The following is a 16,184-nucleotide window of genomic DNA, read 5'->3' as shown; positions in this document are numbered from 1 at the left end:
CGGCGCCTCAGGGTGTCGGGGTGGTCGCTGCCGAGGATGCGTTCCGTGTCGACAAGGTTGGACTCGAGTAGCGGGATGGCGCGTTCGAGATCCCCCGCCTCCTGGTACGCGGTCGCGAGGTTGTTGCGGTGGATCAGGGTGTCGGGGTGGTCGCTGCCGAGGATGCGTTCTGTGTCGACAAGGTTGGACTCGAGTAGCGGGATGGCGCGCTTGAGATCCCCCGCCTCCTGGTACGCGGTCGCGAGGTTGTTGCGGTGGGTCAGGGTGTCGGGGTGGTCGCTGCCGAGGATGCGTTCCGTGTCGACGAGGACGGACTCAAACAGGGGGGTTGCGTGCGTGAGATCCCCGCCGGCCTGGTAGGCGGCCGCTATGGCGTCGCGCCTGTCCAGGGTGTCGGGGTGGTCGGTGCCGAGAATGCGTTCCGTGTCGGCGAGGTTGGACTCATACAGGCTGATGGCGTGCGTGAGATCCCCCGCCTCCTGGTAGGCCCTTGCGAGGTTGTTGCGGTGGATCAAGGTGTGGCGGTGGTCGCTGCCGAGGATGCGTTCTGTGTCGGCGAGGTTGGACTCATACAGGCTGATGGCGTGCGTGAGATCCCCGCTGGCCTGGTAGGCGCCTGCGAGGTTGTTGCGGTGGATCAAGGTGTGGCGGTGGTCGCTGCCGAGGATGCGTTCTGTGTCGGCGAGGTTGGACTCATACAGACTGATGGCGCGCTTGAGATCCCCGCTGGCCTGGTAGGCGCCCGCAAGGTTGTTGCGGCGCCTCAGGGTGTGGGGGTGATCGGTGCCGAGAAGGCGTTCCGTGTCGACGAGGACGGCCTCAAGCAACGGGATGGCGCGCTTGAGGTCTCCCGCTGCCTGGTAGGTGGCCGCAAGGGTGTCGCGGCTGGCCAGTGTGACGCGATGTTTCTTTCCCAGCAGGCGTTCGTGAATTTGAGCCGCACGGCTTCCAGCCGCGGTGCTACGGGCCATGGCTCCCTGACGGTATAGGAACCTCGAGGTTTCCCCCAGGAGCCGAGCAGTGGTGGCGGTTTCCGATTCCGGCGGCGTGTGATCGGTGTGCGCGATTACATGAGGCAGCAACGTGTCCCAGATTGGCCAGGTGCTGGGATGGTACGCATCAGCGGGAAGACGGCTTTCCAAGGCCTTCGCTGCCACCCGTTGTGCGCTTGCGATGTCTTTAACGCGGCGGTGAGGATCCTTTCGATCGGGTGTCCGCGCTAGGGCTTGAACGAGCCGGTGCACGGTGATGGTGTTGTCCTGCTGACTAATCATGCTGTAAGCAGCCAGCCTGCCGATAGCCTGGTTTAGCCCTTGCGGGTCAGCCATGTTCTCCACGTAGGAACGGAAAACCTTGCGGATCCTCACGTGCAACGCATTCGCATCATGCGCGCACTCGGACCGTAGCTGTATGATTCTCGAACGCAGATGGGGAGGGTAGGAGAGGTCGTCGACGAGGCTGCATGGGATCCCGTCAGGGGCATACCAGGCCAGCACCCGCAGCGCCTCTCCCGCCAGCGGAGTGTCTGAGAGACGATCGAGGGTAATGCTCCAGATCCGGGCGATCGTGCGGTTCGCGTCTCCGTTTTCCGCGGTCGCGGCAAACATCTCGGCTGGCCTACTGGTGAGCAGATCTAGATAGGCCCGCGGGGAAACCCCCGTCTCGGCGCAGTAGGAGGCTGCTTGTTCGACCGCCAGGGGCAGAAAACCTACTTCCTCGCAGACCTCCGCTGCGCCGTCAGTGTTCCGCTCCTTCTGGTGATTCAGGATGCGGGTGAACAACTCGATTGCTTCGGCCTCTTCCAGCGCGTCGAGGACTACCGTGGAGGACAACTCGTGCCAGCCGGTGGCACGTCGACTTGTGATGAGGAAGTTTCCACCACGACCGGCACGCTCAATGATCGGGCGGACATGCTGCTGGTCATTGACGTTGTCCAGTACTATCAGCCAATTCCGGTGAGTGGCAAGCCACAGCAACGCCCACTCACGCAACTCGTCGGTACCCAACTCCATGCTTTTGAGGGCGGGATGAAGAGCGACTGCGAAATCCGCGAGGCCCGAATCCACCGCGACAGCTGACTCGGCAGTTATCCACCAGCGGGGGGAACTTCGTGACCGTGTCGCAGCCCAATACGCGGCCAACGTGGACTTGCCCACGCCGCCCAAGCCGTGAAGAGCCTGCACGACCACTTCCCCCGACGCGGCGAACGCCGCGTCCAATGCCTTCATCTGGCGATCACGCCCTACGAACCCATGCGGCAGGGGCACATTGGTCAGCCCAGCCGGCGCCTTCACCCTGGGCGCGGTCTTCAGTGATTCTGCGGGCAATACCGTGTTGTGTGTGTGGATGGATGTGGCGTTCTTGACATCGCGGCCTGCAACGATCGAGCCCTTGTCGGCCGTCAAGCCCGAAGTTCCCTCACCATGCTGTGTGCGGCCGGACTTGCGGCCGCTCACTGCGAACCTCGCCTGGCCTCGGAGTCTCGAACGTCACCGTCTGCTGCGATCGACCCACTGTCAGCCGACGGCCCCGTCCCTCCCGGCGGCGTGGCCCAACCAGACGGGGCTGCGCCCGTACCGGTGTCGGTAGCCTTCGAGCCACGCACGCTGCCACGCGACGCGATCGAACCGCTACGCGCGACAGGAGACCCGCCGTTCGCAGGCTGCTGCTGCCGATGACTCACCACCGCCAGCACGAACCCTGCCACAGTGAAGAACAGGCTCAACACGCCACTCAACTGATTCGCCCGGTCCAGCCCCAGCAAGGAGAAGAACACGATCAGAGCGATCAGAGCGACAGTAGCCCCCACCCAACGCAATGTCTGCCACAACGTCATGCAGGCATCATTCCGAAACACCCCTCCCGGCAAGCCCGGTTTTAGCGACCGATGTGCAACAAACACGTCTCCCGCCATGTGATCGCCCAGAAGTCACGGAGTTGGCTGGGCTGAGACAGCAAAGAGGTCTGTGAGCGAGGCTTGACGTGGATCAAGCCGTCGTTGCTACAGCCGACTGCCGTCCGTGAGAGGTACGAAGGCGTGATCCACGTCATGCGGTCGCGGTTCCACGTAGCGGGGAAGCGGCCTTGGCGAATCGCGGGCGGCCGCTCAGGCGACAGGCGCCGAGTAGGGGTGTCTCCCAGGCTGTCAGCCCCTCAGACCCACTCCACCTCGGAACGGACCGTCGCCGAGCCTCCAGGGGGCGGCAGGGGCGTTCTCGGCGTCTCCCGCACGGTCGCGCGCTGCCCACCACTCTGCGCACCGAGCGTCCTCAGGACGGCAGCCGCCTCTTCCTCGCTGCCGTCCCCCAGGGCCTCTACGATGCTCCGCAACGCCTCACTCACGTCAGTGCGCGTGATCGCTCGAAACGGGCGCCTGACCTGCGTTCTTGACGGTCAGCGGCAGCAACTTCTTGCCGGTCGGGCCTACTTGTACCCAAGTATCCATCTGCGGACAGATGCCTCAGTCGAACCCGTCAGATGGCGCTCACCTCTGTTTGTGCGGGCACAGCAGACAGAGCGGATGCCGGGACTGATCATGCCTCCAGCGGTATGGACGTTGGCGGATCAGCGCCCGGCAAATCCCTGATCCGCCTGTACCACCTCACGCCCAAGCGGCATGAGCGAGATCGGGATGAGCTTGAGATTCGCCCAGCCGAAGGGGATGCCAATGATCGACAAGAAGAGCGGGATGCTCGTGATCAGGTGTCCCAAGGCCAGCCACCATCCCGCGAAGATCACCCAGATCACGTTGCCGATGAACGACCCTGCCCCGGCGTCCGGCCGTTCCACAGTGGTCCGGCCGAACGGCCACAGGACGAACCCGGCGATGCGCAGCGACGCAATGCCGAACGGAATGGTGACGATCAAGACGAAGCAGATCAGCGCAGCGATCAGGTAGCCGAGCGCCATCCAGATGCCGCAGAGCACCAGCCAAAGGATGTTCAGCAGCAAGTTGACCAACTTCATGATCGGTACCCCTCCAGGTAGCTCCGCCGACACGGTCTCCCAAGACAAGTATCAGCTGGTCACGCGTTCATGCGGAAGCGCAACGGCCTTGTGGCGCGATCCGGAACGTTCCGAGACGATCCCGTTCGGCATCGCTGCCTTTCGTATCGGCCTCTACGCGCTGTGGCCCTTCGGCTATACGACGGTCGAGCGCCGCGACGCGGGCGCGGGATCCTGCATCGGCAATGTCCTGTGGCTGATCCTGGCGGGCTGGTGGCTGGCGCTGGCGCACATCGTCACGGACATCGCCCTGTGCCTCACGATCATCGGCATTCCCTTCGGCATCGCAAACTTCAAGCTCATCCCGGTCTCGTTGGTCCCGCTGGGGCGGGAAATCGTGCCGACGGACGAGCCGTTCGCAACGCGCTGACGAGCGGGCCGTTCGGGGGCCGGTCTGTCCGCCCCCGTACGGCCGCCGTCCTTCGGGGAAGCGCCGGTCCTCCTCGTGGAACGGCGCGTCCGATGTCCGTCTCGCACGAGGGGCGGCGTGGGTTTTCCACAGGCCGCCCGATTGTCAGTGGCGCCCTGCATCATGAACCCATGACCGAGAACGAGCAGTTGCTGGAGAGGGTGGCGGAACAGGCCCGCAACACCCGCCCATGGGGCTGGCCCTCGCTCCCCGCGCCCGTGGAGGAGGCTGCGATCGCCCACGCCGAGGCGGCCCTGGGCTTCCCCCTGCCGCCGCTGCTCGCCGCGCTGTACCTGCGGATAGGAGACGGCGGATTCGGCCCGGAGTACGGCCTGTTGCCCCTGCTCGACAGCGCTCCGTCCAGCGAGCCGGCCGCAGTCCCCCAGTACCTCGCCAACCGCGAGAGCGGCCGCAGGGACCCCGAGTGGCCCTGGCCGGAGGGTGTCCTGCCGATATCCCACTGGGGCTGCGGAATGTACGCGTGCGTGGACTGCCGCACCCCACAGGCGACGGTCCTGCTCTACGAGCCGAACGCCGACGAGGCCGACCACGCCTGGTACGTGGACGCCCCCGGCCTCGCGGAGTGGCTCGAGGCCTGGCTCGACGGCACCGGCTGGTACGAGGAGTCCAACGACGGAGCGGACCTGCCACCGTGGCCGGACTTCCGGATACGCACCGGCGCTGCGCGGACGTCGTAGGCCGCCGCACGAGCGCAGGGCCGCCACGCTCGTGGTCTCCGGGGCGCTGCCCGTACGGCCGGGGCTACCGCGCTACGACCCCCCGCCGCACGCCGTACGCCACCACTCCCAGCCCCAGCACCCCGGCGCCCACCCCCACCGACACCACCGGCAGTGAGAACGCCAGCGTGACGCACCCGAGAAGTCCGACCGCCGGCACGACGCGCGACACCGGCATCGAATTCAGTGTCCAGGCCGATGCGTTGGCGATCGCGTAGTAAGCAAGCACCCCGAAGGAGGAGAAACCGATCGCGCCCCGCACATCCACTGTCGCGGCGAGCGCGGCCACCACGGCGCCCACGGCCAGCTCGGCCCGGTGCGGCACGTGGAAGCGCGGGTGCACCGCGGCCAGGACGCCCGGAAGATGCCGGTCCCGGGCCATGGCCAGCGTCGTCCGCGAGGCCCCCAGGATGAGCGCCAGCAACGAGCCCAGCGCGGCCACGGCCGCGCCCACCCGCACCACCGGCACGAGACCGGGCGCGCCGGCCGCCCGTGCCGCGTCGGCCAGCGGCGCCGCCGCACGCCCCAGCGCTTGCGCACCCAGCACGGAAAGGACAGCCACGGCCACTGCCGCGTACACCACCAGAGAGATGCCCAGCGCCAGCGGGATCGCGCGGGGGATGGTGCGCTCCGGGTCCCGTACCTCCTCGCCGCGGGTGGCAATCCGGGCGTACCCGGCGAACGCGAAGAAGAGCAGCCCCGCCGCCTGCAGCACCCCGCCGGCACCACCGGAGCTGCCGGGGTCCAGCCGTGAGGCGTCGGCGGCCCCGGACCCGAGACAGACGGCGACCACGGAAGCGAGGACAGCCAGGACGACCGACACGATCACCCGCGTCAGCAGGGCCGATTTCTGCATACCGCCGTAGTTCACGGCGGTCAGGGCGACCACGGCCGCGACCGCCGCCGCATGCGCTTGCCCCGGCCAGACGTATGCGCCCACGGTGAGAGCCATGGCCGCACAGGAAGCGGTCTTGCCGACGACGAACGACCAGCCCGCCAGATACCCCCAGAACACTCCGAGCCGCTCGCGCCCGTACACATATGTGCCGCCGGAGGCGGGATACAGGGCGGCCAGCCGTGCCGAGGACGTCGCGTTGCAGTAGGCGACCACGGCGGCCACCGCGAGCCCCGGCAGCAGCGCGGAGCCGGCCGCGCGCGCCGCGGGGGCCAGGGCTGCGAAGATCCCGGCCCCGATCATCGCCCCGAGCCCGATGACGACGGCGTCGCCGACGTTGAGGCTCCGGCGCAATCCCGTGCCATCGGGGCGCTGCGCTCCGGACTGTGTCATGCGCGGCACCCTACTGATGCCTGCAACCGAAGGCCGCCGCCCGGGCGTCCTGCCCGACAACGGCGGCTGTGCACACGAGAACGAGCGATCTGCGGCGTCGAACCCGTCAGGCAGCGCCAAGGCATGAACTCGGCCTGGGTGGAGCAAAAGCACAGCACAGGCACAGCGCGGAGAGGCAGGTTCAGGGCATGGGTATCGTCAGCTGGATCATTCTGGGACTGTTGGCAGGCGCCATCGCCAAGTTCCTGCTGCCGGGCAAGGACCCCGGTGGCTTCATCGGTACGACCCTCATCGGGATCGCGGGTGCCTTCATCGGCGGCTGGGTATCCGCCCGCTGGCTGCACCACCCGATCACCAAGCACTTCTACGACGGCCCCACATGGGCGGCCGCAATCGGCGGCTCGCTCGTGCTGCTGATCATCTACCGCATCCTGTTCGGCGACTCACGCCGCTGAACCCATGCCTGAAGCCGCAGCCAGCAGCGGAGAGGGGTGGGCCCCCGAACTCCGGGGTGCCCACCCTTCCTCGTACGCCTACCGGTAGTTGACGAACTGCAGCGCGAAGTCGAAGTCCTGCCCCTTCAACAGGGCGATCACGGCCTGGAGGTCGTCGCGGCTCTTTGAGCTGACGCGCAGCTCGTCGCCCTGCACCTGTGCCTTGACGCCCTTCGGGCCCTCGTCGCGGATGATCTTCGCCACCTTCTTCGCGTTCTCCTGGGAGATGCCCTCCTCGATCGACGCGAAGATCTTGTACTCCTTGCCGGAGAGCTGCGGCTCACCGGCGTCCAGCGCCTTCAGGGAGACCCCGCGCTTGACCAGCTTCGACTGGAAGACGTCGAGGATGGCCTTCGCCCGGTCCTCGGAGTTGGCCTGCATCAGGATCTTGTCGCCGGACCAGGCGATCGAGGCACCGACGTTTTTGAAGTCGTAGCGCTGCGAGATCTCCTTGGCGGCCTGGTTGAGGGCGTTGTCGACCTCCTGCCGCTCGACCTTCGAGACGATGTCGAAACTGGAGTCGGCCATGTCCTGTGGCTCCTTGTATCGGGATGGATCGGGGTGCGTTTCGGCGTGCGGGAGCGCGGCCGCCTGGCCCGGTGTCGATCCGGGCCGCATCCGGATAAGCCTAGCCACCTCGGCCCCTCCCGACGCCGATCTATCGGGTGGCGGAGCACCCCTGCGCATCAGGTATCGTTTACGTCGTTGCCAGGGAGCACCGCCGGGAGGCGGCTCCACGGCAGCAATCCCCGGCGGTGTGCCCGAGCGGCCAAAGGGAGCAGACTGTAAATCTGTCGGCTATGCCTACCCAGGTTCGAATCCTGGCGCCGCCACACGGAAACAAAGGGCCCTTGACCTGCGAAGAAAGCAGGTCAAGGGCCCTTTGTCATGCGTCCACGCGATCAGTGCACTGTCTCACGCTGTCTCGCCTTCGAACGCTGTCTCTCGGACTGTGTGGACGGGCCGTGGACGGCGTCCACGGCGCTCAGCCGTGCTGCCCCAGACGTGCGGAGATCTTGGCGTTCGCGGCCTCGTCTCCGTCGCTGAGGAACTTCGCGTAGACCCGGAACAGGACGGCGACGCTGTGGCCGGCGCGCTTGGCCACAAGCTGAGGCTCCACACCGGAGCTGAGCCAGGTCGAGACGGCCGCGTGACGAAGATCATAAGGACGCTTCGCCAGTAATGATGCCTGCTGCGCGGGGGTCAGGGCGCGCGTACGCGCTTCGGCCCAGACCTCGCCGTAACCCGTGTCCTGGATCAGTCCACCGCGTGCCGTCCGGAACAGTCGGCCGTCAGGGGCAGTGCCGTATGCGGTGACGTGCCACCGGAGAAGGGCGACCAGTTCCGGCGGGATGGGGACTGGACGGACCGCCTTCCGGGGGCGGTGCTTCAGTCCCCGTCGGTCGTGAGCCTCGCCGCTGTCCGTCCACGCCGTGCCCGACCGTGGCCGGGTCTCCCGGAAGCGCAGCATTCCCCACCCGCGGCGCGGCAGGTCGCAGTCCTGGAGCCGTAGGCCGATGACTTCCGCCGGCCGCGCCGCTGCGTAGTACATGCAGCCGAAGAACGCGACCAGACGACGACCGCGGGGGCTCTGGTCCCGCACGGCTGTCAACAGCTTCGCAGCCTGCCCGGGGTCCGGCACGCACGCCGGGTCCACCTCCTCTTCCACCTGTTCGGGGGCCTTCCACTGGACGTGTGGAAGGGGGTTGTCCCGCAGCAGCCCGGCGTCCACCGCGTACGCGAGAGAGTTGTGGAAGATCGCTCGTTTCCTGCGGATGGTTCCTGCCGCCGCGGTCTTGCCGTCCAGTTTCTTGGTCAGCGCATCGAGGGCGGCCCGAACCCGCATGCGGTCTACCAGTGCGGAGGTGGGGACCGACTTCCGCTCGAACCAGGCGAGAATCTTGGCCACGTCGGCGGGAGGCTCTTCCTCCCAACGGTTCTTGTTGAAGGCCCAGCTGTAGAGGGCGGTGCGTACGACCCGCGGGTCAGCCATGCCCTTGGTGTCCTTCACGAGTACGGGCATCACCGTCGCCATGGCCTCGGCCAGGGTCCGGCGCGTGCCGGCGGGGGAGTGATCCCACTTCATCGCGATGTATCGCCGGGCGTGCTCGTACCACGAGATGTCCTGTTCCTTGGTAACCAGGGATTTCGGCAGTCCGCTGTCCACGTCGAACGGCTCACCCTCGCGCGCGGCCGTAATGAGTTGGGCCCGGCGGCTCTCCGCCAGGCCCAGCGTTAGGAAGGACTCCGAGTGGGGCCGCGTGCCTACCTTCCACCGGAGTTGGTAGGGCTTCCGGTAGTCGCGTTTCCGGATGGCCCAGATTCGTACGGTGTAGCTCCACTCAGTCACGCGACTTCCAGTTCCTCTTTGAAGGTGTCCAGGACGCTTCGGCGCACACAGATACGGCCGGTCGGCGTGCGCTTCGCCTCCGGCGTGTAGCCGCGGTTTCGCCATCGGTACCAGGTGGCGCGGCTGATGCCGATCTCCTCTAGGGCGTCGCTCAGCGGCACCAACTCGTCTTTGGGGGTGCGACGCCGACGGGAATGGGTGGCCATGTCGAGATCTCCTCGGGACAGCAAGAGAGCGGGGCGCCACAGAAACCACGAAATACACAGAAACCCGGGATTGGAGGGTTGACCTGCGGTGATGCCGCGCGGTGCGGGCTGCCACAGAAATCGCCGGATCTTCCACAGAAATAGGCGGCTGGACCGGTGGGGCCAGTGTCGGGTTATTTCTGTGGCTTCTCGGTTCGTTTCTGTGGCTGCGCTCCGCGAGCCCCTGACGCGGCTGTCGGTGCTGGTCAGGAGCTTGCCGGGGGTATTTCTGTGATTCTGTGGTTTCTGTGGCGGGGGGTCAGGCGGTCTGGTCGGTCAGGCGGGGGTGCACCAGGTAGCGGGGGGAGGGCGGCCGGCCGCGTCCTCCGGTGCGCTGGACGGCTTGGGCGCGCACGTATCCGTGGTCTTCCAGCAGTGCCAGCACCGGATCAAGGTCGTTGGCGGTGCGGAACTCGGAGCGGGAGAGCTTGACCATCAGGTCGCGCTTGCTGACCTCGCGCCACCCGTGGTTGCGCAGCGCTTCAAGCACGGTGCGGGCGCGTTCGGTGATGCGGTCGGCGCCCATGGAGTCAAACGCGGCGAGGCTGTGGCTGATGAAGTACTCGGCCAGTGCGATCGCGGCACGCATGGTCGCTTCCGCCACGGGCACCGTGTGCCCTTTGGCCAGGTGTTCGGCGAGGTGCAGCAGGGCGGCCATGCGGGCGGTGGCGCCGACCAACTTGCCGCCCCAGTCGCCGATCTGCCCCATGATGCCGCCGCGGGCTTCCAGCATCGGTTCCACCCGCGCCTGAAAGGCGGTGAGGGCGGCGACGGCCTCGGGGGCGAGCTGGATGACGGCGGGGTCGGTCCACTCTGCGAGGAACAGTGTCAGGTCGAGGACGTGGCGCCGGTAGGTCTCCATGACCTGCTTGGGGATGGGGTCGGGTTCAATCTTGCGGCGGCCGACCAGGGACTCAGGAACCGAGTAGAGAAACCGTCCGAGCAGGCCGCGGCCTTTGAACCCGTCTTGGCGTCCGATGTCGTCCAAGACCTGCGGCTGCACGCACAACCCCATGGTGAGGGCGGGGTGTTCGATGTATTCCTCGCGGGTCTGACGGTCGACTTTGAGGCGGTCGCCGGCGTGGCCTTTGAGGAAGACGCCCATGTTGGGCTTGCCGGAGTAGCGTCCGGCGATGATGTCGAAGATGTCGCCCTCGGCGGACATGACGGAGATCCGGCCGCCCTGCTCGGCCATCCGCGAGGTGACCGTCTCGGCGGTGGTGTCGTCGGCGAGCAACTGCGGTTTGGCCGGCACGGTGACGCTCTCCGCGGTCTGCGCCAGCGCGATCGCAGTGGAGACCAGTTCATCCCGCTCATCCGCGCTCGCGGATGCCGCCTTGGCGGTGGCCTTGTCGGCTGCCTCCTTGGCGAGACGTGCGGTCATCTCGGCTTCCACGATGGCCGGTTGGGTCAGCGTGCGCAGTTGCTGTTCTGCCTCATACAGCGGGTCGGTGAGCAGTCCGAACACTGCGGACTTCCGGTTGGCCGGTGGCAGCGAGACGACAACGTAAAGGTTGGTCGGTTCGCGCCAGTTCCCGCGCACCTGCACCACCGACCGTCCGCCGGCCGCCGTGGCGAGCACGGACAGGGCGATGCATCCGGCGAGGTCGACGGGGGTCTGTGTCTCCTCGGCGACCGCGGCCACGAACTCCCGCAGCCAGCCCGGCAGCGCGCCCGTGGGGAAGAGGGCAAGCTTGCGAGGTCCGGCAAGGGGAACGGGGTCCTCCCACATCGGGGCGGGGGGCTCGTCGAGTGCGGGCAGTCCGGCCCACAGGTCGGGACTGTCCACAGACTGTGTGGTCATGAGGCCGTCCTCCCTTCCGAGGCGCCCAACAACGGGCAGATGGCGCGGTGTTCGTCGTGAGCTTCCGGATCAAGAGCAGATCGGACGCCCTTACGGGCGACGTCCTTTCGGGCACCTAGGAACGCCCGTGGCGGGGTCTGTACGGCGTCCTGCGGGCCGTTTGCGTGGATGCACGGTGGTTTGTTCATGCCGCGCGCTCCGAGCGCGTCTCAAGGCCATTGGCCACGGCGCGGCGGGCGTAGGGCTCGGGAACGCCGACCAAGACGGCGGCGGCCACGATCTCCCCTGCGATGACGTCTAGTCCGCAGGGTCCGGGGCACTTGGCGTGCTGTACGGCGAGGAACCGGGCCACGCCGAACGCCTGTGATCCCGCGCCGGATTCGGTGTGGCTGCGGACCATGGCTAAGCCCCGTTCCAAGCCGGTGCGCACGTAGTGCTCGGTGTGCCTGCATCCGGTGGCAACGGTCCGGTCCCAGGTGGCGCGCTCGGGGACAGAAGAGACCACCCTCCCCCGGGCGGGGGTGGTCTCTTCCCTCGCGACCAGGGCGCGGACGGCAGACGGCAGATCCGCCATGTGGCCGTCGCCCGGGCCGAGCCACCGGGCATATTGCATGGACGACTTGACGTCGACACCGGGCCGAACCGCGTTGGACGACCGCATGACCCCTCGGTAGATCCAGTGTTCGCCGCGCGTCGTCGGCACGGTCCGGGTGGCGGGCAGGGTCTCGCGCGCCCATGCGACGGCCGCCGCGTTGTCGAGGTCCACGACGGTCAGTCCGGCTCCTCCGGGGTGGTAGGCGAGGGATACGGCCTGCCGCCACGTCGGGGCCCATGCGGGGGAGGTGATGACGCGGGTGTCGGTGGTGGCAGCGGCCCATGCGTGGCACACGTAGGGGCATTGGCAGGTGCCCGCGCTCTTCATGTTCGGCCGGCCGCCGCACGCGTTCTTCGCGCACGCGGGGCAGTTCCCGAACGGCACCTTGCCCTCCCGTAGCGGCAGCACCGGCACACCGGCTTCAGCCAGTTGCAGCGCAGCGCACAGCAGCGGCGGACGCGGCCGGGGGTGGCCTCGCCGGACGGGGGCGGGTTGGGTCATGCTGGAGGTCCTCCTGTTCTGTCGAAGGGACGGAGAACCGGGGCGGTCGCGGTCTTTGGCGAGAGGCGACCGCCCCAGCCACGTCTAGAGGTCGGTCAGGGCGTCGGTGGGGATCTCGTAGACGTCGATCACGTCCGTGACGTTGGACCAGTGGTCCGGGGCGTAGCGGACGTAGGCGATGTGCAGGGCGGTGCCGTCGCGGTCGGTGCACTCGTAGACGTGCACTGCCTCTACACCGGTCTGGTTGGTGCGGGCCCGGCGGATGAGGCGACGGGCGGTGTCCGTGCTGAGGTACTCGGGCCGGTAGGTGCGGCCCTCGGTCCGGGTATACAGCGTCACGGCGGGCTTCGTTGTGGTGGTCACGGCGGGGGTCTCCTGTCAGCTGTGGAAGTGGTTGCGTTTGAAGACGGCCCTGCGGATGTTGACCGTGGTCCCGCCCTTGCTGCCGCTCGCGCTGAAGACCTGCACTGCGACCCAGCCGCCGAAGATGACGGCGGCGAGGATGATGAGCTGGTGGATGAGCGCGGCGAGGGCGGCGATGAACGTGGTCAGCAGGACCAGGCCGCCGCACACGGCGCCGAAGCCGATGCCCCCGAGGGCGATGTTTACGGCCGTACGCGAGACGGTCGGCTTGGTTGCGACGGGTTCGGGCTTGGCGGGTTCCATGGCGTAGCCGGTGACGACGCGGCCGTCCGGCAGGACCACGCTCGCCACGGCCGGGACGTTGCCGGGCTGTACGGGCACGAGCGGCACAGTGTGCGCGGGTGTGATGGGCGCGGGGTGGTGGACTTCCACGGCCGCCGTGCGGTGGTACGCGGTGGGTTCGTTCACGACCTGGTCTCCTTTCGGGTCAGTGGCCGATGTGGGTGAGGGCGCCGGTTATGGCGGTGACGAGTTGGTTGACGGTGGCGGCGGCGCCGGTGTTGGCGAGGTAGAAGCCGAAGAGCGCGGCGGCGACGGCCGCGCCGGCGCCGACCGCGCGGAAGCGGAGCAGCAGGGCGAGGACGGCGGCGAGCAGCAGAACGAGCGGGATGGTGAGGACCATGGGTGCCTCCCGAGAGGTGGTCAGCGGGTGCCTGCGCGGTAGGTACGCGCGGCGCGGTTGTAGATCCAGCGGCCGACGCGTATGCGCTTGCCGGTGGCGTCGCAGCGACGGCAGTCACGGCCGCGCTTGAGGCGTCCCTTGCGGTCGGCTTTGAGCGCGTGGCCCATGCCAGTGCACTTGCGGCAGTCGCCGAACGGGCTCAGCCAGCACTTGACGCCGTAACCGAGAGTGACCATGAGTAGGCAGGCGATAGCGAGGACGGGAAGGCTCATCAGAGGCCTCTCGGAGGGGGTTTTCGAGGGTTTCCGCAGGTGGGCAGCTAGCCGCTAGTGGGCTGGTCAGGGGCAGTATTGGTCGCTAGCAGGGTCGCTAACGCTAGCGACGGCTACCGCTAGCGTTAGCGACCCTTCGGGGCTATCCGGCGTCGCGCTTTTCGTTGCGCTGCGTAATCGCGGCGGCGAGGTCCTCGCGCTTGATGCCGCGCTTGTTGACCGTCTTGCCGTCTATGCGGCGCCCGATTTGGTCGGTGGCCACCCCGAACGGCTTGAGCGCTGCGGTGAGCGCTTCGGCCTTCGGCTTGGGCTGAAGCTCCGCCCACGGGCCGTAGGTGTCGGGGCGCAGGTCGGCGAGGCGGTCGACGAGGGTCTCGGACCACACCTTGGCCTCGCCCTTGCCGAGCACGGCCGCCACGTCGTCCAGGATCGTCGCGGACGTCTCCGGGGCCGGGGCCTGGCCGGCCGCGTCGCCGGTCAGCGTGCCCTCGGCCTCGCGCAGCGCGGCGGCGCGGATGAGGATGCGTTCGGCGTCGCGGCCGTCGGCGAGGTAGGTGCGGACGATGCCGGAGTCGTCCGACATGCCCTTGAGGATGCCCACGCCCTTGTGGGACTTGAGCAGCTTGGACGCGTCCAAGCCTTCGGAGTAGGAGCCGGCGCCCAAGACGACGTCGGAGACCTGCCAGGAGCCGACCCGCAGGGAGAAACGGGCCTGGTGCTGGTCCCGCAGCTCCGAGGGGCATGCCTTGTCGTCCGGCTTCTGTGTCGACGTCATCACGGATACGCCGACGGCCGGGGCGACCCGGGCGAGGTAGACCAGGAGAGACAGGATTTCCTTGCCGTGCTCGGGGTGCTGCAAGTACTCCTGCACCTCGTCGATGACGAACAGGGTCAGGGGCATGTTCAGCTTCTTGTCCCGGCTGATCTCCGGGGTGAGCTTGCCCTCGGGGCAGACGTGCAGCGGAAGTTCGGACAGCCGGTGGTAGCGGTCCTCGACGTCTGCCCGCAGCTCTCGCAGCGAGGTCAGCAGGTGCGCCACGGGGTCGAACCCGTTCTTGGGCACGATGCCGAAGCCGATGCGGTGGGCGACCTTGGTGAACTTGCGCCAGTCCGGCGAGGCCTTGCCGTCGAAGATGTACAGCCGCACGTACGGGTCCAGCGCGGCGGCGAGCGCGATGGTGCGGGCGGAGAACGTCTTGCCCTGCCGCGGGACGGCGCCGACCAGCAGCGACAACCACAGCATGGTGGCCATGACCGGGTTGCCGCGCTCGTCCACGCCCCACGGGAACGGCTTCCAGAAGTCCACCCGCGTCGCCCCCAGCAGCGGCGTCTTGCCGGACGGGACGGCGAGCGGGTCACGGTCGGCGATCCAATACGACACCCGCCGGCCGCTCGTCTCGTCCTTGTCCAGGAAGAGCTGAGTGGGGGCGATGTCCATGCCGGAAGCAAGCCGTCCGTGCGCCTTCAGCGCGTCCTCGAACGTCTTGCCGTACGGCAGGTCCACGACCACGCGCCATCCGTCACCGTCCCGGCCGATCGGCCGCGGGAAGGCGATCGTCTGGTCCTTGGTGGTCAGCCCGGATGCTTCGTGGGCGCGGATGACGATGTCCGAGGACAGCCGCCGCTTGCGGAAGGTCACCTTGGCCATGTCGATCAGCGGCCGGTCCGCCGGAGCTCCCACCGCGCCAAGCGTGGTGGTCAGCGTGGCCACGGCCAGCAGGAGCAGCCACGAGGGGGCCATGACGTAGAGGGTGATCGCGGCGGCGAGGCCGACGAAGGCGGCGATCGTGGCGACGATGCCCCGCAGCCTGACGCGGTCGTTGCGCTGCCGCGAGAGCTTGAGGTACTCGGCTGCGTCCTCGTTGGCCACGGCCGCGAGGCGCAGGCCCTTGCCTTCGGCGTCGAACACCCATCGGCCGATCGCGGCCGACCAGCGCCACGCGCCGCGCGGCGAGTAGACAAGCACCTTGGGCGTGTAGATGCACGGCAGGCGAACGGCGTGGTAGCCGAGCACCGTGGAGTAGTGGCGGAGCGCCCACTTGCGGACGGCCTTGCGCTGGTCAGGGAGCTTGACCCAGTCCGGCAGCACCGGCATGCGGGCCTTGTCCTTGGCCTCCATCCACTCACTGACCGACGGCGGATATGCCTCGCGCGGCGGGTCGACCGGGGCTCCCTCGCTCAGGCTGTCGGCCTCGGGGTCGTCGGTGTCGGGGAGTTCGGCCTCCCACTCGCCCGGCTTGGCCTCCCCCTCGGCGAGGGGTGCGGCCGGGGTAGCGGTCTTGGTGAGCGGGAACGGCAGCACGGCGGCCGTCTGCTCGTCGGTGCCCTCCGGTGCGTCCGGGGGCGGGAAGGTGGGGTTCTCGGTCACGATGGTTCCGCTCCTTCGCGGGAGTCGAAGGGTCCGGCCGGCTTGCTGTGGAAGGTGGGCGGCCGGACCCG

16 protein-coding genes and 1 tRNA gene are annotated in these 16,184 nt (G+C 68.0%); 4 read left to right on the top strand and 13 right to left on the bottom strand.

The genetic code is table 11. The features are described 5' to 3' along the window. Positions 1–2,405, bottom strand: a 2,405-nt coding sequence (fxsT, locus tag AAW14_RS35040; RefSeq protein WP_265568488.1) for an FxSxx-COOH system tetratricopeptide repeat protein, incomplete at its 3' end; no start/stop codon positions are given. Positions 2,406–3,564: 1,159 nt separating this feature from the next. Next, on the bottom strand, positions 3,565–3,966 hold the full coding sequence (locus AAW14_RS35035; protein ID WP_265568487.1) for a YccF domain-containing protein: 402 nt from the start codon (positions 3,964–3,966) through the stop codon (positions 3,565–3,567). Between AAW14_RS35035 and AAW14_RS35030 the strand changes: the two genes are divergently transcribed. Next, positions 3,938–4,375 (top strand): YccF domain-containing protein, encoded by a 438-nt coding sequence (locus tag AAW14_RS35030; RefSeq protein WP_322741153.1) that lies wholly within the window; start codon positions 3,938–3,940, stop codon positions 4,373–4,375. The genes AAW14_RS35035 and AAW14_RS35030 overlap by 29 nt on opposite strands. A gap of 170 nt (positions 4,376–4,545) precedes the next feature. Then, positions 4,546–5,112 (top strand): SMI1/KNR4 family protein, encoded by a 567-nt coding sequence (locus AAW14_RS35025; RefSeq protein WP_265568486.1) that lies wholly within the window; start codon positions 4,546–4,548, stop codon positions 5,110–5,112. Positions 5,113–5,176: 64 nt separating this feature from the next. On the opposite strand, the gene AAW14_RS35020 is transcribed toward AAW14_RS35025, so the two are convergent. Then, positions 5,177–6,439, bottom strand: coding sequence for an APC family permease (locus AAW14_RS35020; RefSeq protein WP_265568485.1), 1,263 nt, complete (start codon positions 6,437–6,439; stop codon positions 5,177–5,179). 188 nt (positions 6,440–6,627) lie between these two features. On the opposite strand from AAW14_RS35020, the gene AAW14_RS35015 reads away from it, so the two are divergent. Beyond that, positions 6,628–6,894: a GlsB/YeaQ/YmgE family stress response membrane protein gene (locus tag AAW14_RS35015; RefSeq protein ID WP_265568484.1), complete on the top strand. Its 267-nt coding sequence runs from the start codon at positions 6,628–6,630 to the stop codon at positions 6,892–6,894. 78 nt (positions 6,895–6,972) lie between these two features. Here AAW14_RS35015 and AAW14_RS35010 read toward each other — a convergent pair whose 3' ends face one another. Then, on the bottom strand, positions 6,973–7,461 hold the full coding sequence (locus AAW14_RS35010) for a YajQ family cyclic di-GMP-binding protein (RefSeq protein WP_265568483.1): 489 nt from the start codon (positions 7,459–7,461) through the stop codon (positions 6,973–6,975). 223 nt (positions 7,462–7,684) lie between these two features. Here AAW14_RS35010 and AAW14_RS35005 point away from each other — a divergent pair. Continuing rightward, positions 7,685–7,766 (top strand) — tRNA-Tyr (locus tag AAW14_RS35005). A 152-nt stretch (positions 7,767–7,918) separates the two neighbouring features. Here the strand turns inward: AAW14_RS35005 and AAW14_RS35000 are convergent. From AAW14_RS35000 to AAW14_RS34960, 9 genes are all read right to left on the bottom strand, one after another. Continuing rightward, on the bottom strand, positions 7,919–9,283 hold the full coding sequence (locus AAW14_RS35000; protein ID WP_265568482.1) for a tyrosine-type recombinase/integrase: 1,365 nt from the start codon (positions 9,281–9,283) through the stop codon (positions 7,919–7,921). Next, positions 9,280–9,489: a helix-turn-helix transcriptional regulator gene (locus tag AAW14_RS34995; protein WP_265568481.1), complete on the bottom strand. Its 210-nt coding sequence runs from the start codon at positions 9,487–9,489 to the stop codon at positions 9,280–9,282. The genes AAW14_RS35000 and AAW14_RS34995 overlap by 4 nt, the downstream gene beginning before the upstream one ends. A 298-nt stretch (positions 9,490–9,787) precedes the next feature. Next, on the bottom strand, positions 9,788–11,332 hold the full coding sequence (locus AAW14_RS34990) for a YfjI family protein (protein ID WP_265568480.1): 1,545 nt from the start codon (positions 11,330–11,332) through the stop codon (positions 9,788–9,790). A gap of 184 nt (positions 11,333–11,516) precedes the next feature. Beyond that, positions 11,517–12,428 (bottom strand): bifunctional DNA primase/polymerase, encoded by a 912-nt coding sequence (locus tag AAW14_RS34985; RefSeq protein ID WP_265568479.1) that lies wholly within the window; start codon positions 12,426–12,428, stop codon positions 11,517–11,519. 84 nt (positions 12,429–12,512) lie between these two features. Beyond that, positions 12,513–12,791, bottom strand: a complete 279-nt coding sequence (locus tag AAW14_RS34980; RefSeq protein WP_265568478.1) for a hypothetical protein — start codon at positions 12,789–12,791, stop codon at positions 12,513–12,515. Between the two features lie 15 nt (positions 12,792–12,806). Next, the gene (locus tag AAW14_RS34975; protein WP_265568477.1) at positions 12,807–13,259 is read right to left on the bottom strand and encodes a hypothetical protein; all 453 of its coding nucleotides are present in this window, start codon (positions 13,257–13,259) and stop codon (positions 12,807–12,809) included. A 19-nt stretch (positions 13,260–13,278) separates the two neighbouring features. Next, the gene (locus AAW14_RS34970) at positions 13,279–13,473 is read right to left on the bottom strand and encodes a hypothetical protein (protein WP_265568476.1); all 195 of its coding nucleotides are present in this window, start codon (positions 13,471–13,473) and stop codon (positions 13,279–13,281) included. Between the two features lie 20 nt (positions 13,474–13,493). Continuing rightward, positions 13,494–13,745 carry a hypothetical protein gene (locus tag AAW14_RS34965; RefSeq protein ID WP_265568475.1) on the bottom strand — a complete coding sequence of 84 codons (252 nt, stop codon included), beginning with the start codon at positions 13,743–13,745 and terminating at the stop codon, positions 13,494–13,496. Positions 13,746–13,887: 142 nt separating this feature from the next. Beyond that, positions 13,888–16,113, bottom strand: coding sequence for a cell division protein FtsK (locus tag AAW14_RS34960; protein WP_265568474.1), 2,226 nt, complete (start codon positions 16,111–16,113; stop codon positions 13,888–13,890). Positions 16,114–16,184: the final 71 nt, after the last annotated feature.

The organism is Streptomyces hygroscopicus (assembly GCF_026168105.1).
GTDB lineage: Bacteria > Actinomycetota > Actinomycetes > Streptomycetales > Streptomycetaceae > Streptomyces > Streptomyces hygroscopicus_D.
Note: the sequence above shows the minus strand (reverse complement) of the source record. Positions and strands in the feature narration are given on the sequence as shown.

Bases quoted from the DNA above. Each gene is read 5' to 3' on its own strand.
- AAW14_RS35030 (WP_322741153.1), top strand. From the start codon at position 3,938: ATGTTCAGCAGCAAGTTGACCAACTTCATGATCGGTACCCCTCCAGGT.
- AAW14_RS35035 (WP_265568487.1), bottom strand. From the start codon at position 3,966: ATGAAGTTGGTCAACTTGCTGCTGAACATCCTTTGGCTGGTGCTCTGC.
- AAW14_RS35025 (WP_265568486.1), top strand. From the start codon at position 4,546: ATGACCGAGAACGAGCAGTTGCTGGAGAGGGTGGCGGAACAGGCCCGC.
- AAW14_RS35020 (WP_265568485.1), bottom strand. From the start codon at position 6,439: ATGACACAGTCCGGAGCGCAGCGCCCCGATGGCACGGGATTGCGCCGG.
- AAW14_RS35015 (WP_265568484.1), top strand. From the start codon at position 6,628: ATGGGTATCGTCAGCTGGATCATTCTGGGACTGTTGGCAGGCGCCATC.
- AAW14_RS35010 (WP_265568483.1), bottom strand. From the start codon at position 7,461: ATGGCCGACTCCAGTTTCGACATCGTCTCGAAGGTCGAGCGGCAGGAG.
- AAW14_RS34995 (WP_265568481.1), bottom strand. From the start codon at position 9,489: ATGGCCACCCATTCCCGTCGGCGTCGCACCCCCAAAGACGAGTTGGTG.
- AAW14_RS34990 (WP_265568480.1), bottom strand. From the start codon at position 11,332: ATGACCACACAGTCTGTGGACAGTCCCGACCTGTGGGCCGGACTGCCC.
- AAW14_RS34985 (WP_265568479.1), bottom strand. From the start codon at position 12,428: ATGACCCAACCCGCCCCCGTCCGGCGAGGCCACCCCCGGCCGCGTCCG.
- AAW14_RS34970 (WP_265568476.1), bottom strand. From the start codon at position 13,473: ATGGTCCTCACCATCCCGCTCGTTCTGCTGCTCGCCGCCGTCCTCGCC.
- AAW14_RS34965 (WP_265568475.1), bottom strand. From the start codon at position 13,745: ATGAGCCTTCCCGTCCTCGCTATCGCCTGCCTACTCATGGTCACTCTC.